Genomic DNA, 15,960 nt, shown 5'->3' with positions numbered 1-15,960 from the left:
GTTTATTCCCTTTCTACAAATGTTCCCTTGTATGAAAAAAGCGAACCAATTAACGGGTTTCGTACTTGTACATGAATTCGAAAACACTTAAGTGTTTCATCATAACTTTCAACAATTTTTGCCTCACCATACAAAAATTTTGGTAACGGCATTTTTCTTCCAAACATATAAAACCATTGTTCCTTTGAAGAAATATGCATTGCCCCTAACTCATCGATATGAAAATGCAGTGTAGAAACGAGTAAATGTGGTTCGCCAAAATAATCTACAATTTCATTTTCGTTTTCATCCAATTGCATAACTGCGTTAAAATATCTTTTCTTATTATGAAAATAAAAAGTACGGTTCCACCTTACTAATTCTTGTCCATATTCATCTCGCTCAGCTATGTTTTGTATCGTAAATGGAATTTCCTCCCCTCGTTCCGAGAAAAACATTCGAAACTTCGATGCAATTTTCAATATAAATTTTACGAAAAAAGAGCCACCGTAAATTTCATCCATCTTTCCTTCCCCTGTAAAACTATTCTCTTCTGTAATCGCATAACGCTTCTGCAATTCAGGATGAAGATTTTTATAGGTATCCCCTAATAATCGTTCATACATATTAGCCATACACTTGTCCCTTTCTCGCCCTCTTGCAATTTTTCGCGCTTGGTAAATCGAAACTATTTATATAACCGACAATTGATAACCCCATTAGAAGAACATTTAATGTAATCGGATTAAACGGCCCTGTAAAGCTTGCGATATTCGTAAATCCTGCCGCTAACGTTAAAACTAGTAATACAATAATATGCAGTATAAATAATTTTCGTTTTATTATTGGCAACAGCCATACGACACCGAAAATTATTTCTAACACCCCAATTATTTTAAGTATACATACACTACTTTCATTTGAACCGATTAATAAAGAAAGCATCTTTACTTCCTCTGAATGAGTAAACAGTAGTTTTGGCACTATCCCTTGATATATCCATACAAAAGCAAATAAAAAACAAACGAGCCAATACGTCATCGTTCTTCTAATTAGCAAACTAGGATGCAAACCTTTTTCCAACCATAATTTGAGAGCATCAAAACTCCAAGCAGTCGCCCAACCTAATAATGGACGAAACATATATGAATCAATCACATTTCCTATACGACCATATCTCGTATCATAATCATATTGCGTTTCAAAATGAATACACTCTTTATGCGGTGTATACTTCCAATAACCACGCCCTATTCGTATAAGTGATAATGTATTGTCTGTCCAAAATTTCAAAGAAGAAATCCGTTCACCAGTTTCTTTTCTTATTTCACCTATCGATTCCCCTTCTCCGCCTATTTCAAGCCCAAATCCTATCTTTGTTTTATATAAAAACTTCTGTGGTTCTCCCTCTTTTTTCTCTAAATACGAAATTTCAGTAAAACGAGCATCCCACTCTGTATGTAGGTCTGGTTCTTGCGTATATTCCCATAATTTCTCTATTGTCGTTTTCATTTCTGTTGCAACATAAATAGGCCTTTTTCTTTTCATACTCCGACCTCCTATACTCTATATTTTTAATGTACATGTAATATATGTATTTTGCTACATTTTTCACAAACTTCATCTCTAAAAAGAAAGAATTTTGAAAATATATATAAAACACTTGATTCCCTGAATAATTTAAATTATTATAAAACAAATGTTACCAACAACTTCATAAATCAAACACTCTCGCCTAAAACGTGAGATAGAGGTTGCAATACTTATGAGTATTCTAATGGAGACACAGAGATGTCTATGAAATTGGATAAAAGGAAGTGTTGCCGAAATTGATAAATTTCTCTGCATTTATCAATTGGGGCTGTTTTCGAATAGAAACAGAACTGTCATATGTACAGACATGTACGTATGAAGAGCTATCTACAAAAAAGAGATATCATTTTCATGGTATTCCTTTTTTGGCGGTTTTTTTATTAGCTCCGTTTTCTGTTTCCCTTTTCCTGTAACAGCACCATCCTCACTTATTTGAGATGGTGTTTTTTGTTTTTCTCTCTGGTAACTACAGGAATATTGGGATTTATATATGTCCTAATCTATTCTTAAAAATGGACGAAAGAAGGAATTCGTAATGGAAACGATTGTACAAAAATTTGGTGGTACTTCTGTCGGAAGTGTTGAGCGCATTCAACATGTGGCAAATTTAATTATTGAAGAATATGAACGAGGACATAGTATCGTCTCTGTCGTTTCAGCAATGGGGAAAAGCACAGATGAACTTGTAGCACTTGCTAACGCTATTGCGGAAAATCCAAGCAAACGTGAAATGGATATGCTTCTATCTACAGGAGAACAAGTAACTATTTCATTATTAACAATGGTACTACAAGCAAAAGGTTATAACGCAATTTCATTAACAGGATGGCAAGCTGGTATTACGACAGAATCTGTACACAGTAGTGCACGGATTACTGACATTAACGTTGAGCGTATTCAGTCTTATCTTACTGAAGGCACGATTGTTATCGTAGCTGGTTTCCAAGGAATCAGTGAAAAAAATGAAATTACAACGCTTGGACGTGGTGGCTCTGATACGACAGCTGTTGCATTAGCAGCGGCACTAAAAGCGAAAAAATGTGATATTTATACGGATGTAACAGGCGTATACACGACGGATCCACGAGTTGTAAAGACAGCTTACAAATTAGATGAAATTTCTTATGATGAAATGTTAGAACTGGCAAACCTCGGCGCCGGCGTATTACATCCACGTGCTGTTGAATTTGCCAAAAATCATCATGTCATTTTAGAAGTTCGCTCAAGTATGGAACAAGAAAACGGAACAATTGTAAAAGGAGAATGTAACATGGAACAACAATCAATCGTTAAAGGTATTGCTTTTGAAGATAATATTACTCGTGTAACAATTAAAGGATTAGAGCAAGGTTCACTTTCAACAATTTTCTCTACGTTAGCTAACGCACATATTAATGTAGATATTATTATTCAAAGTATTACAAATGAAGGAAGTGTTCATCTTTCCTTCTCTATCCATTCTAATGACTTACAAGAAACACTAGAAGTATTGGAACAGAATCAAGAAGATCTTCACTATGAGTCTGTAGAACATGAAAATCATTTAGCAAAAGTATCAATTGTAGGATCTGGTATGGTATCTAATCCAGGTGTTGCTGCGAATATGTTCACTACTTTAAAAGAAGAAGATATTCATATTAAAATGGTAAGTACATCTGAAATTAAAGTGTCTGTCGTTATTGACCGCCTTCATTTAGTAACAGGTGTGGAAGCACTTCATCAATCATTTATGGCGAAAATTGAGCCTTTAGTGCAAATGAGCTAATTTAATATTTTTATTGCAACTTACAAAAACATATTAATCTATTTCTTTCCTATATAAATAAAAAGCTGTTTGCATAGATTTCAAGACTCTACGCAAACAGCTTTTTAATATATTATCGATATCCAAAAATCATTATAAAAAAATAAAATTATTCTTTAAACTCTTTCCTAGGAAATATAGTTGACTCTTCTTACTTCTTATCACACATATCGTTTCTCTCTTTCCCTTGAAAAAATGATCTATATTCATTGAAAATAATTTTCTTCACATCCGAGTAAAAGACCATCATGAATAGTGCAATTCCTAATACAACCACCTGTATTTTTTCATACTCAATGAACGCACTCATAATGAGCAAACCACATCCAATATAAAAACCAAACTCATTCTCTTTCTCAAAATCCGCCTCTTCTTCATCAATATGTATTTTCTCTTTAAAGCTTTGATTCCCTTTTATTAACTCATCTAGCGTAACGTTGTACATTTCGCTCAGTAAAATTAAATTATCAATGTCAGGGTAACTTTTATCATTTTCCCACTTATAAACCGCTTGCCTCGTCACACCAATTTTTTTAGCAACATCCTCTTGCGAAAACTCCTTTGATTCTCGTAGTTTTTTTAGCTGTTCTCCTATACTCATAACACCCCCTCCTTTAACAAATTATTACATAAAAGGAGATAAAAAAGAAAGAAACTATTAGTAACACGCACTGTAAACCACTAGTTTACACAATAAAAAAAGGGAGAGTAACTCTATTTTCAAGCTACTCTCCCTCTCACTTATATTAATTAAAACAGATGAATGTTTTCTTTCTTACAAGCTTCACGTAAATCGTCAGGCCATACAGAAGATTGAACTTCACCGATATGTGCTTTGCGTAAAAAGTACATGCACATTCTTGATTGTCCAATACCACCACCAATTGTTAATGGTAGTACATCTTCTAAAATACCTTTATGGAAATCATACTCACGTTTGAAATCATCACCCGTTTTTGTTAACTGTTCATCAAGTGATTTACTATCAACACGAATTCCCATTGATGATAATTCGAATGAAGCTTGTAATACTGGGTGCCAGAATAAAATGTCACCGTTTAATTTCCAATCATCATAATCGGCTGCGCGTCCGTCATGCTTTTCACCTGAACGAAGTGCATCACCAATTCCGATAATGAAGACTGCACCGTGTTCTTTTGCAATTGCATGTTCACGGTCTTTCGGCGTTAATTCTGGATATTTATCTTCTAGCTCTTGGGAAGTAATGAAAACAACTTCTTCTGGTAAATACTTTCCAAGGAACGGATATTTTTCAAATAAGTGATCTTCCAAATCTTTGAATATTCCATAAATTGTTCGTACTGTTTCTTGTAAGTAATCTACAGTGCGCCATTCTTTTTGAACGATTTTTTCCCAATCCCATTGGTCGACGTAAATGGAATGTGTTGCATCAAGTTCTTCATCACGACGAATCGCGTTCATGTTTGTATATAAACCTTCACCAGCTTCATATCCATATTCATGTAGTGCAAATCGTTTCCACTTTGCTAGTGAATGAACAATTTCTAATTCTTCTCCTGAATGTAACATATCAAATTCAATTGGACGTTCTACACCGTTTAGATGATCGTTTAATCCTGATTTTTTTGTTACGAATAATGGTGCAGATACGCGGAATAGTTCAAGACGTTTTGCTAATTGGTCTTCGAAAAATGTTTTAACTTCCTTAATTGCGATTTGAGTCTCTCTTACTGTCATTAATGATTGATACATGGTGGTTTCCCCCTAAAATGTTTGGATGTTGTGAAAAGAAGCCAACAAAAAAAGCCCTTCTTCCCCAAAAAACTGGGACGAAAGGCTTTGGTTCCGCGGTACCACCCAAATTAGCAACAGAGGTTGCTCACTTATACAGTACGGAGATGAAGATCTCGATACTGTTCTTCTTGTAACGGCGAAGTGCCCGGCTAAGTCTACTTTCCTATAAAGGGTTTCGGTTAGCAACTCCAGGAGGTTCTTCATAATAGGCTTCGTATCAGGCTCACACCACCCCTGACTCGCTTAGACTACGTCCTACTACTACTCGTCCTTTCATAGTCGTTTTGTTGTCACATCTCTGAAACATTTTATTAATGATTATTCTATACAAAAAATAAAGAAAGTCAACAAAAAGTTTTAAAATATTTTTCAATTCTATATTTTACGGCTTTATTGATTGTTGTTAATTTAACATCTTTACTTCTTCTGCCTCGTCAATCCAAAAAATGTTTCACTAACCGAAACTAACGTATACACAACAATTAGTGTAATCGTTCGAAATATAGAATCCGCAGTATTTCTTATTATTTTCATTTTCTTTGTAATTCCTTTCAGTTTACTTGCAATTTCATGATATACTATAGCATTCAAGCAGTTTGTTTTTACTTAAAGCAAACATAGTCATTTATCAAGAGTATTTTCTAATTCATTGACTATTATCAAACAAGATTTTTATATAACGGAGTGATCATATGAGCAAAACGAAAGCGAAACCGAAAAAAGGTGTAGGACAAGGTACAGGAAGTAAAGGATGGAACCGTTGGCAATCAAGTGCAAAGAAAAAGAAAGCAGCAAAGCCATACAAAAGTAAAGGCACAAAGAAATAATTTAAATACCATTTGATTTCTTTACTTTGTTCAAAACAAAATATAATTATTAAAACAAAAAAACTATGCTCTCATAAATTTGAAAGCATAGCTTTTTTTATTTTAAATCATAAGAATTTCTCGAATTTCTTCCTCAGTTATGGAGGATAATTTCCCTTCTCCTGGCTCAATTACTTCAGCAATTAAATTTTTCTTCGTTTCTTGTAGTTCATGCATTTTCTCTTCAATTGTTCCGTGGGCTACTAACTTAATAACTTGCACCGTATTTTTTTGTCCCATTCTATATGCTCTATCTGCTGCTTGTTGTTCAACAGCTGGATTCCACCATAAATCATATAATATCACTGTATCTGCACCAGTTAAGTTAAGACCCGTACCACCAGCTTTTAAAGAAATAAGAAACAAATCGCCTTCACCTTCGTTAAACCGATTGCATAGCTCTACACGTTCCTGCGCTGGTGTACTCCCGTCTAAATAAAAGTATGGAATCGCTTGACGATTTAACTCACGACCAATAATGGAAAGCATCTTCGTAAATTGAGAAAAGATCAAAATTCTCTTCCCAGTACTTCTACATTCTTCTAAAATCTCTAACAGTTGTTCAAATTTAGCTGAACTGCCTTTGTAATCATCAACGAATAAAGCAGGATGATTACAAATTTGTCGTAATCTCGTTAAACCAGCTAAAATTCTAATTTTATTTTTACGTAACGTATCTTTGTCTAAATGTTTTAACGTTTCTTCCCTTAATTTCGCTAAATAAGCTGCATACAATCTCTTTTGGTCTGGTAATAACTCCGATGACTGTAAATGCTCTATTTTATCTGGCAACTCATTTAATACGTCCTCTTTTAATCGTCTTAATACGAATGGTTTCACTCGCTTCGCTATATCCTCACGCCTTAAATCACCGAACTCTTTTCTTCCTGGTAATAATTCTGGGAAGACGACATGGAAGATAGACCATAGCTCTTCTAACGAATTTTCTACAGGTGTTCCTGTTAATCCGAAACGATACTCCGCTTGAATCGTTTTCACCGCTTTTGCAGTTTGCGTTGTAGGGTTTTTAAACGCTTGTGCTTCATCAAGAAATAGTGTATGAAACGGCCTTTCATACAACCTTATATCTCTTCTCAGCAATGGATATGACGTAATTATGACATCAAATTCTGCTATATCTTTTAAAATTTTTCGGCGCTCTATTTGATTTCCATCTGCAATAACTGCTCTAATATGCGGGGCGAATTTTTTCAATTCACTCAGCCAATTATAAACGAGGGACGACGGAGAGACTACTAATATAGGCATGTTTTTCTCTCGAATTTCAGGCAAAACAGAGTCTATAAAAGCAATGCTTTGCAGTGTTTTCCCGAGTCCCATATCGTCTGCTAAAATGCCTCCAAAACGGTAATAGGCGAGTGTTTTCATCCACTCGAATCCATACACTTGATACTCTCGCATTTCTGCATGTAAAGTATTTGGCACAGCAAATTTCAATTTTTTCGGGTTTTGAATATTTTCTACTAGCTCTTGAACAGAATCATCCAAACTTAAAACATTACCTTCGTGAAGTCCGTTCATCCATTTTACACTCCGGATAAGCGGAACATTCACTTCTTCCCCATGTAAAAATTCTTTCCGAATACCCGTTTCTTTTACAAATTGATTAATTTCATTAAACTCTTTACTCTCCAGTGATAATAAAGAACCGTTCGCTAATCGGTAATATTTCCGTTTCTCTTCAAGAGCTACTAATACTCCTTTAATTTCCGCCTCCGGTATTCCTTTTATATCAAAACGAAATGACAACCAGTCTATCCTCTCTTTTCGTCTAACTCTAATAAGAGGAGCTGTATCTCCTTTATGAATTCGTAATTTGATTGCTGTCGTCGCATAAATATCAAGTAAACCTTTTAATGTTGGAACGACGTGATATAAAAAATTGTACTCAGCTTCTTCATTATGCATAAAGTAACCGCCTTCCGTTTTCGCAAAGGCACTTTCACTCATAATATCTAAAATCTCTTTTTCCTTTTTCTCATCACGATTAAAAACAGACGGCTGTCCATCCTCTTCTAACGGATTAATTATGACGTTTCCATAGTGAAATTCAAGACCTGCTAACAAGCGATTTTTCACTCTATCTAAATATAATTTCGCTTTTAATACGGGTGTTTCAACACGATCTGATACTACCTCATCTATTCGTACAGTTCCTAGCTTCATTAAACCTGGTACAACTTTCGCTACAAAATATTCCATCTTATCTGCCGGAATGTATAATTGGTTACTACTAGAGCGATTCATCATTTTTTGTAATTCGATAAGCCGCTTGCAATCCTCAGCGTTCAACTGATACAGTTTCCCTCCAAATAGAGCATAACTATACGTATCCATTACCTCAACTCGTTGTAAGCCATCAATATAAAGCGTAAACCCACTGTTACTCCCTTTATTAAACTCAAAATGTAATGGAAGGAGTCCTTTTGAAATTTGTAAACCATGAAAAGATTGTCCATTTTGATTCAGTCTTACACACTCAACTTTAGAAAGTAAAGAAAGCATATCCCCCCAAGACGCTGGCGGTATTAAAATCATGCTATCATCTTGTTTTGCATGTACTTCTAGCGTATCCTCATACATTTTTTCATTATGATGAATTTTAATAAGTTGCTGAATAATCGCATCTGTATCTTGTTTAAAGCTATGTACATCTGGTGTATATGTAAACTCATTGGAACAATTAAAAAGTTCTCTTCTCTCCACCTTAAAAAGAAATTCTCTAATCTGATTTACGAAATACGTTTTGGCAAGTTTCAGCTGCATTCCTAGAAGCGCTCCACCTTGTTTCGTAACTACTGGTGTACAAATAAATTCAACATGAAGTATTTCACGTGTATCAAAACGATGTTGTTTACTTTTCGGTCTCAGTGGCTTGTCTGCAAACAACTGAAACATCCCACTTGTTAATTGATCATTTCCGCTCATGTGTTCACTACTAGCTGGGCGCATTCCACCCGTTTGCTGATTATAATTTATTTGTATCAATACTGCTGCAACATGTTGACAGTACGTTTGAAAAGACGCTAATGAAGGACAACTACATTTCGCAACAACATCACCCTTTTTAATTTTTTCGACTGTAACATGAAAATCTTCGTTTCCTTTTACTGTTGCCTCGCAAATTTCTTTATTTTCATCATAATGATTTATTATTACTTTATTTGATTTATAATAAGCTTCGCCTCTTTTATATGAGGTCTCTCCGCACACTTCTTTAATAATCGATTTATTTAATGTAAAACTCATTGCTTTGACACTTCCTTACTGTAAAACCATTTTCTCTTACTTAACATTTTACATGCTTCACGAGAAAATATAAAATTTTGGTTTAACAAAAAAGATACTTATTTATAAACGCCTCAGATGTAAGCAAATAGAGTTTCAGTACTTGTCCCTAAACTCTTAAAACCGCCTATTATACAGGCGATTCTGAAAGATTCCAGCATAGTATTTAAATATCTTCTACATTTTTCATGTAAAAGTTTTACTGGCCATCGCATCAATAATTTAAAAGATATGATTTTATGAAAAAGAGTAATAAAAGTTTTTCACACACACCGTTGAGATGGATGTGCATATTTTGATGCAGGGGGCTTACTCTCTATAATAGGAGGATAAAGTAGGTAATTTACATATTTTCATGCGTGCCCTTATATAAGACTGTTATTGCGGCTAGTATAAGGATGATCCCCATACAAGCAGGTGCGGCATGCCCAAGTGAAACATAAATTTGACCTCCAATGATCGGCCCAATCATTCTTGCTAAAGCCTGAATAGATTGACTACCTCCTTGAATCCTTCCTTGTTCACTAGAATCGACAGACTTCGAGAGCATCCCATTGAATGAAGGTCCAAAGATGGAATCACCAAAACCAAATATAAACATTCCAGCGATAAGAAAAGGATAAAATGAGAACAAAGCTGATGCTGCAATAAGACTATAACCTATAATTTCCGAAACCATTCCGAGAATTGCTATCTGTTTATCAGTAAGTTTTGTCAAAAGTTTTGGCATTATAAAACTTTGTGAAATGATATCTTGGAATCCCATAATTGAAAACATAAGTCCGATTAACGCAGGCTTCCAACTAAAAGTATCCATTGTAAATTGTGAAAAAATTGCCTGTAAAGATCCATTTGGTATCCAAAGTAAGAATGCTGAGACAAGTAGCCATTTTAAATTTTTCATGGAAAGTATATTTGCAAGTTGTGTAAATGGATTCAATCTTACAAAGGTAATCTCTTTCAATCTATTATTTTTGTCAAGGCTCTCAGGCATATATAAGATTCCATAAACAACATTTAATAAAGTTATGATTGCTCCAAAATACATAGGTACAGAATAACCAAACTTGGCAAGATATCCACCTATAGTTGGTCCAATAACAGTGCCTACTCCTACAACCGCACTTACCCATCCGAAGTATTTCGTTCTTTGTTCTGGAGGAATAATATCTGCAAAATATGCGAAGATAGTGCTTATGCTCCCTCCTGTTATACCTTCTATTATGCGCCCAGCAAATAGTATCCATAGAGCTCCTCCTATGCCAAAAACTAAGTACCCGATTGCGGAACCGAAAAGACATACTAAAAGTAATGGACGACGACCATATTTATCACTCAAAGCTCCAAGTGCGGGAGCCGCAAAAAATACGCAGACTGCATAAACAGAAGCTAATAGCGTAACGACGACCGCTTGTTCTGCCGAATTACTTGTATACGGCTGCACTAAAAATGGAACGACAGGTATTATAATGCTGAATCCTATTCCACAAAGAAACACAGAGATAAGACCGAATAGTAAGGCGTGTGTATCTATGACTCTTTCCGTATTATGTTCATTATGTGATCTGAATTTGGACATTTACATTCTCACCCCAACAGTTATTTTTGTTTCCTTATCAACAAAACAATAACTCCATTTTGTTTCTCTGTCAACAAAATTACAACAATAAAAAAGGCAATCCATCCTTGGACTGCCTTTCGTTTCATTTTTATTTTTTAAATAGATTACGACTTAATATGTACACCTTGTTTCTTTATTTCTGTATCTAAATGTCTACTATACTTTTCCACAAAGCTAAGTATACTATCAAATTCTTCCTCGGTTACTTGATCAAACACAACTTTATCCCGTTCTTCAAACTCTTTGTGCAGATCCTCATGTATTTTATAAATTACTTTCCCTTGTTCAGTAAGCCTAAAATAGATTTCTTTCTTATTATCCGACTTCTGATAACTTTCGATAAGGCCTTTTTTTATAAGTTTTTTTGTTATTCTACTTATGGCACCGCGAGTCATATAAAAGGACTCCGCAAGTTTTGTCACGTTAGAATCTACATTTTTTTCAATGTATTCGATACAATGTACTTCAGAAGAATTATACCCCTTAAGACTGTCTTCCATCTTATCCTTATTAAGCCAAACAATCTTATTATATAAGTCCCTGAAACCCACTATGATCTTTTCTTCTTTATTCATGCCCTGTCCTCCTCCCCGTTGGTGCATTAACCATATTATATTTATTTTTTGCTTCTATTCCAACTCTAATGAAAAAAGAGAGTCAAAAGCGTGTTGAGCACCAAGAAACTCAATGTCATTTGAGCAAGACTTTGTCTACAATCTGAAACACTTATCTCTTTTCATTCTATCTCCATCAACCGTTTTGCCTCAAAATACAACACTTGAATAAACTTCTTCGTGTTAATACGTATATGACCAGAAGCCGCTACTTCATCTTTCGTCATTTCTGTCATCCGTTTTCTAACTATAGTAAAATCAAAAAATTTCGGAGCATAGCTTTCAAATTTCGGATTCGAAAAGTCTGTTAACCCGAGGGAAGCTAAGTGATTTAACGATTGATAAATCGCCCTTCTTACCCTTTGCTCAGATGCTTTCTTCTCTTTATCAATATCCGTATCTAAAGCTACATCCCCTAATTTCCTTATTGTAATATGATGGAAAATATCTTTTAACGCAGGAAATCCAAATTCAAATGTTTGTGCCTTTTCCTGCCCATATAAATATTCCAACATACTAAGCAAGTCTTTGCTTCCGTTCTCTCCCGCAATACCGAGTTCTGATAATAAATAGCGCCCTGAATCCGCTATTTTCTTCCCTTCTTGTATTGGCTCAGTTCGAACTTGCGGCTGTTCCCACTTAAAAACGTTATTCAATGATTTTTGAATATCATGTATAGAACGCTCCAAACGAATACGCTCCATTACTTTTCGTACAACAGATACAACTTCAATTTTATTCAGTGGCTTTGTAATATAATATTCTACTCCAAGTGTATACGCCTCACCTATAAGTTGCTTCGATTCAACTTGAGAAATCATAATGATCTTCCCAGTAAAAGCGGACGCAATATGACGAACTGTTTCAATTCCGTCTCGCATTGGCATTAATAAATCAATAAACAAAATATCTACTTTTTTAAAATTCAGTTGGTCCGCTTCAATAAAAGCTCCGTCTTCCGACTCTCCAATTACTTCCCCAAGATCTCCATCTTCAATAATTTGCGAAAGCATAGAACGGAAAACTTCATCATCATCTACGATATAATAAAACAACATTATTCCCCTTCCCTCTTTAAACTGCACTCCGGTAAACAAACGATAAACTTACACCCGCCGCCAGTTTCTCGGTCTTCTAATCTCACTTCTCCACCTAGCTCTGTTACCATTTCGTTTATGTAAGAAAGTCCAATACCTGTTGACGGTGTTCCCGTTTGATCATACTTTGAAGTAAACCCTGGCTTAAATACTAATTTCTTATACTTCTGTGCAATACCAGGACCATCGTCAATTACTTCAAAGAATATATGTTTATCTCGTTTATATAGCTTTATACTAATGAGACCTCTATCCTCAATTGCTTCCACTGCATTTGCAACTAAATTATTAAAAATTGATAGAACTGTATACACGTGATATGCAGCGTGCTCACCTTCTATATGTTTAGAAAAACGTATATCTTTTCCTAGCATTTCAGCATACTTCTCATTTATTCTTACAATTATTTCCGCTAATTCATGTCCTTCTACATACTCAGCCACATTTTTATCTAATAACAGTTTAGATAACCCTGCAAAAATTCTTTGATTATCCTTTTTTATTTCATGCACTTCTCCTGCTATTTTTAAAGCTGTTTTGCTATTTAAGTCATCGTTCGCTTGTAAGTTTCGATATAGTTGATATGCTTCTTGTGTAATTAACTCAGCATTTTGTAACGTTTTTTTCAAATGGACAGATTCCACATATAAATTAGAGAGATACATTAACATATTTTCATTTTCTTTTCGAACTTGGGATTCTTTTAATTTCGTTTCATATAAATTCATCATATTTAAAAAACCGAGCGCAAAGAAACTACGGAAAATAGCTATAATGATTAGTTTATTCACTTCAGAAACTGTTATCGTTGTGCCTAGTACGAGCATATGATAAAACGCAAGTTCTGACATACTTGCAATAATTTCAATTGAAATTCCAAGGCACCCAATAACAATTGGCTTCTGATGAAACTTATTTACCCTACAAAACGAAAAGAGGCTTCCATAAATAAAATAATAAAAGAACACAGGATAGCGCAAATAAAATGATTCTGTCATATGGAATGAACCTTGCAATACCCAGTCAAGACTTACACGGAATAAAACTACAGATATACCGACGAGAACACCTGCAGCTGCTGCTGGTATCCTTCTTAAAAATAGTAATAAAAAGAAGAAAAGCGGTGTCCCGAAGCTAACACGAAACATATCATTAAAAGGATGAAAATTAAGCTCTCCAGCAATTGGGACAACTACCATTAATATAATTAAAAGATACATATCTTTCTTCCATAATTGATTCCAATTCAAAGCTGCCACTTCCTATATATTTTTCAAAATGTATAAGTAAAGCCCGTTTATTATTATAAACGGGCTTTTTCTCTATATACTAACCTTTTCTACCGCTTTTATTTGACGATACTCAGGCTTCCACATTGCTTCTTTCACTGCAATCTTAATATCGTTATCACTTAAGTTCTCTCTAGCAACACCTTCTGCAACTGCAACTTTCGCTACTTCAATTGCAACTAGTTCAGAGATATTACGTAACTCTTCAACTTCTGGCAAAATAGGTGCTCCTGGCTGACTTGTATCTACCATACTTGCAACTGCTTCAGCTGCTGCTGCGAACATTCCATCCGTCATGACGCTTGCACGAACAACAATTGTACCAAGACCTAGTCCCGGGAAAATAAGTGCGTTATTTGACTGTCCAATCACATACGTTACACCGTTATATGTAACTGGTTCAAACGGACTTCCTGTTGCAACTAACGCTCTTCCTTCTGTCCACTCGATTAAATCTGCTGGTTTCGCTTCCGCAAGTGGTGTTGGATTCGACATTGGTAAAATAATTGGTCTTTCTACGTGAGAAGCCATTTCTTTAATAATCTCTTCTTTAAATGCGCCCGCAACTGTTGATGTTCCAATTAAAATTGTCGGTTTTACATGTTTCACAACTTCAGCAAGCCCAATCACATCATTTTGTTTCCAATCACTTACTTCTGCTTCTTTTCTTGCATATGGAATTTGGAAATCAAGAAGACCTTCCATATTATCTGTAACTAATCCGTTACGGTCAATACACCAGAAACGATTATGAGATTCTTCATCTGATAAGCCGACGCGAACCATTGCATCTCTTACTTGATCTGCGATACCGATTCCAGCCGTACCAGCACCAAACACAACAACACGATGCTCACTTAGCGGTACACCAGAAGCTTTTACTGCCGATAATACAGCAGCAAGTGAAACTGCCCCTGTACCTTGAATATCATCATTAAATGTACAAACGTCATGACGATATTTATCTAAAATTTTTCGTGCATTTCGAGAACTGAAGTCTTCCCAATGTAGAAGCGCCTTCGGGAATTGTTTATTTACCGCTTGAACAAACGTATCAATAAATTCATCGTAAGCTTCCCCTGTTATACGAGGGTGACGATTTCCGATATAAAATGGATTGTTTAATAATTCCTCACGATTTGTACCTACATCTAAAATTACTGGTAATACACGGCTAGGATCGATTCCAACTGCGGCCGTATATACAGCTAATTTCCCGATTGCGATGTTAATTCCACCAACACCCCAATCACCAATTCCTAATATACCTTCTCCATCCGTTACAACGACTAAATCAATATTTTCAGCTGTTGCACCGATATTGGCAAATGCATCTTCAATACCTGATGGATCGTTAATTGATAAATAAATACCACGTGGTTTACGGTATTCATGACTATACCTTTGAATTGCTACACCTACAGTTGGTGTATATACAATCGGTAACATTTCACGTAAATGATCTGTTAATATACGATAAAATAATACTTCATTTCGATCATGTAACGCCGTTAAGTATACATTTTTTAATAAATCATCCGGCTGAGAACTAAATTGTTCATATGCTCGGCGTGCTTGTTCTTCTAATGTTAAAACCGCTGGCGGTAATAAACCTTTTAAACCTAACTCTTCTCTTTCCTCTTGTGTGAAAGCTACCCCTTTATTTAAAAGTGGTGTTGATAATACTTCTGCTCCTCTTAATGTTGTTTCTAATGCACCATTAGAAGCCACTGTAAACTTACTCATAACATCCCTACCTCTATTCATATATAGCATTTCTATATTGTAAACAAAAAAGAGGGGATTGTCCCCCTCTTCTTTTAATTTTTCTTTAAAAGAGTTGCTCCTGCAATCCCTGGATGTGTCATTTCGAATGGATCTAGAATTAACTCTAAATCTTCTTGTGACAATACACCATTTTTCACACAAAGTTCACGAACGGATTGACCTGTTGCAATTGCTTCTTTCGCAACACGAGCTGCTGCTTCATAACCGATATGAGGGTTCACGGC

The 15,960-nt window shown here is 35.2% G+C and carries 12 protein-coding genes, 1 pseudogene, 1 riboswitch and 1 other annotated feature; of the genes and pseudogenes, 2 read left to right on the top strand and 11 right to left on the bottom strand.

Annotated elements, in window-relative coordinates; all coding sequences use genetic code 11:
* Positions 1-2: 2 nt before the first annotated feature.
* On the bottom strand, positions 3-614 hold the full coding sequence (locus tag DPQ31_RS08870; RefSeq protein WP_000002649.1) for a DUF4166 domain-containing protein: 612 nt from the start codon (positions 612-614) through the stop codon (positions 3-5).
* Positions 607-1,527: a DoxX-like family protein gene (locus DPQ31_RS08865; protein ID WP_000824131.1), complete on the bottom strand. Its 921-nt coding sequence runs from the start codon at positions 1,525-1,527 to the stop codon at positions 607-609. Before DPQ31_RS08865 ends, DPQ31_RS08870 begins: the two co-directional genes overlap by 8 nt.
* A gap of 192 nt (positions 1,528-1,719) precedes the next feature.
* Positions 1,720-1,906, top strand: a riboswitch (Lysine riboswitch).
* Between the two features lie 201 nt (positions 1,907-2,107).
* On the opposite strand from DPQ31_RS08865, the gene DPQ31_RS08860 reads away from it, so the two are divergent.
* Complete coding sequence (locus DPQ31_RS08860) at positions 2,108-3,337, top strand: aspartate kinase (RefSeq protein ID WP_208731796.1); 1,230 nt, start codon at positions 2,108-2,110, stop codon at positions 3,335-3,337.
* Positions 3,338-3,527: 190 nt separating this feature from the next.
* Here the strand turns inward: DPQ31_RS08860 and DPQ31_RS08855 are convergent, their stop codons facing one another.
* A complete protein-coding gene (locus DPQ31_RS08855) occupies positions 3,528-3,977 on the bottom strand; it encodes a helix-turn-helix domain-containing protein (protein ID WP_000021945.1) in 450 nt (149 codons plus the stop codon).
* A gap of 149 nt (positions 3,978-4,126) precedes the next feature.
* Positions 4,127-5,110, bottom strand: a complete 984-nt coding sequence (asnA, locus tag DPQ31_RS08850) for an aspartate--ammonia ligase (RefSeq protein WP_000284901.1) — start codon at positions 5,108-5,110, stop codon at positions 4,127-4,129.
* A gap of 70 nt (positions 5,111-5,180) precedes the next feature.
* Positions 5,181-5,438 (bottom strand) — a binding site (T-box leader).
* Between the two features lie 406 nt (positions 5,439-5,844).
* Here asnA and DPQ31_RS08845 point away from each other — a divergent pair.
* Entirely contained in the window at positions 5,845-5,979 is a 135-nt protein-coding gene (locus DPQ31_RS08845; RefSeq protein ID WP_000047591.1) for a DUF3934 domain-containing protein, read from the top strand.
* A 102-nt stretch (positions 5,980-6,081) separates the two neighbouring features.
* Here the strand turns inward: DPQ31_RS08845 and DPQ31_RS08840 are convergent, their stop codons facing one another.
* The 7 genes and pseudogenes from DPQ31_RS08840 to DPQ31_RS08810 all read right to left on the bottom strand — a co-directional run.
* Positions 6,082-9,288, bottom strand: a complete 3,207-nt coding sequence (locus DPQ31_RS08840) for a DEAD/DEAH box helicase (RefSeq protein WP_087969963.1) — start codon at positions 9,286-9,288, stop codon at positions 6,082-6,084.
* 382 nt (positions 9,289-9,670) lie between these two features.
* Positions 9,671-10,906, bottom strand: coding sequence for an MFS transporter (locus tag DPQ31_RS08835; RefSeq protein ID WP_208731795.1), 1,236 nt, complete (start codon positions 10,904-10,906; stop codon positions 9,671-9,673).
* Between the two features lie 146 nt (positions 10,907-11,052).
* The gene (locus DPQ31_RS08830; protein ID WP_001030884.1) at positions 11,053-11,523 is read right to left on the bottom strand and encodes a MarR family transcriptional regulator; all 471 of its coding nucleotides are present in this window, start codon (positions 11,521-11,523) and stop codon (positions 11,053-11,055) included.
* A 161-nt stretch (positions 11,524-11,684) separates the two neighbouring features.
* Entirely contained in the window at positions 11,685-12,617 is a 933-nt protein-coding gene (locus tag DPQ31_RS08825; protein ID WP_043322880.1) for a response regulator, read from the bottom strand.
* A 2-nt stretch (positions 12,618-12,619) separates the two neighbouring features.
* A complete protein-coding gene (locus DPQ31_RS08820) occupies positions 12,620-13,918 on the bottom strand; it encodes a sensor histidine kinase (protein ID WP_002043043.1) in 1,299 nt (432 codons plus the stop codon).
* Between the two features lie 63 nt (positions 13,919-13,981).
* Complete coding sequence (malS, locus tag DPQ31_RS08815; protein ID WP_002093791.1) at positions 13,982-15,694, bottom strand: oxaloacetate-decarboxylating malate dehydrogenase; 1,713 nt, start codon at positions 15,692-15,694, stop codon at positions 13,982-13,984.
* A gap of 74 nt (positions 15,695-15,768) precedes the next feature.
* Positions 15,769-15,960, bottom strand: a pseudogene (locus tag DPQ31_RS08810) (aspartate ammonia-lyase); the annotation flags it as partial.

Source organism: Bacillus sp. COPE52 (assembly GCF_003355115.1).
Lineage (GTDB): Bacteria > Bacillota > Bacilli > Bacillales > Bacillaceae_G > Bacillus_A > Bacillus_A toyonensis.
The sequence above is the reverse complement of the archived record's forward strand: the minus strand, read 5'-3'. Positions and strand labels throughout refer to the sequence as shown.